Below are 1,018 nucleotides of genomic sequence, written 5' to 3'. Positions count from 1 at the left end.
CGCCGGGCTGGCCGCCGGGATCGACCTCTGCCTGCACATCGTGCGCTCCGACTACGGCGCCGCGGTCGCCAACACGGTCGCGCGCCTCGCCGTGGTCGCCCCCGTCCGGCCGGGCGGCCAGGCGCAGTTCATCGACGCACCCGCGCCGCCGGAGCGGGGGACGTCGCTGGCCGGCACCCGCGCCTGGGCGCTGGAACACCTGCACGAACCCCTCGGGCTCACGGACCTCGCGAGGCACGCCACCACGAGCATCCGCACCCTGACCCGCCGGTTCCGGGCCGAGACCGGGCTCAGTCCCCTGCAGTGGCTGCTGCAGCAGCGGATCGACCGGGCCCGCGAGCTGCTCGAGTCCACCGATCTTCCGCTGGGCGAAGTGGCCGCCCGCAGCGGCATCGGCACGGTCGACTCGCTCCGCCAGCACCTGGCGAAGAAGACCGGCCTGACTCCGACCGGCTACCGGGCGTCGTTCACCCGCGCCCCGCGGCCTTAGCCTTCCGGCGGGCTACGGGAAAACCACGGAGAGCGTGCCGTCGATGTCCGCGACCCCGCCCACCTCGACCGTCACCGTCCCCGCCACGGTCTGCCGGGCGGTGGCCGTGATCGTCGCCGGGCGGCCCACGGAGTCACCCATGTCGACGGCGATGCCGCCGCTCAGGTGCGCGGCGAGGCAAGCGGTGCTGTTGGCGTTGGCGATGTCCTCCGGCACCCCGATCGACGGCGCGAACATCCGGGCCGCGAGCCGGCCCGCCCGATCCGGCGGGGAGTAGACGTAGCAGCCCAGGAGGCCGAGACGGTCGCAGGCGGCGCGCAGCCCCGTGAAGTCCGGTGCCAGAGCGCCGAGCTGTGCCCTGGTCGCGACCGGCACGAGCAGCCGTGACCGCCCGACCGAAGCGACCCGGGCGTCCGTGGCGAGCGGGCTCGCCGCGAGACCGAGCGGCGGCAACACGCGGCCGAGTTCCGCCGTCGTCGGGTGGCGCAGGTCCACGGGGCCGGGGTCGAAGGTGGCGCGGAACCGCCG

General features: G+C 75.4%; 2 protein-coding genes. One reads left to right on the top strand and one right to left on the bottom strand.

Translation table 11 applies throughout. The features are described 5' to 3' along the window. Positions 1-490 (top strand): GlxA family transcriptional regulator (locus G3I65_RS35360; RefSeq protein WP_160699950.1); only part of this gene is annotated, 490 nt, incomplete at its 5' end. 12 nt (positions 491-502) lie between these two features. Here G3I65_RS35360 and G3I65_RS35355 read toward each other — a convergent pair. Next, positions 503-1,018, bottom strand: a 516-nt coding sequence (locus tag G3I65_RS35355; RefSeq protein WP_160699949.1) for a PhzF family phenazine biosynthesis protein, incomplete at its 5' end; no start/stop codon positions are given.

It is taken from the genome of Amycolatopsis sp. SID8362 (assembly GCF_010550475.1).
GTDB lineage: Bacteria > Actinomycetota > Actinomycetes > Mycobacteriales > Pseudonocardiaceae > Amycolatopsis > Amycolatopsis eburnea.
Note: the sequence above shows the minus strand (reverse complement) of the source record. Positions and strands in the feature narration are given on the sequence as shown.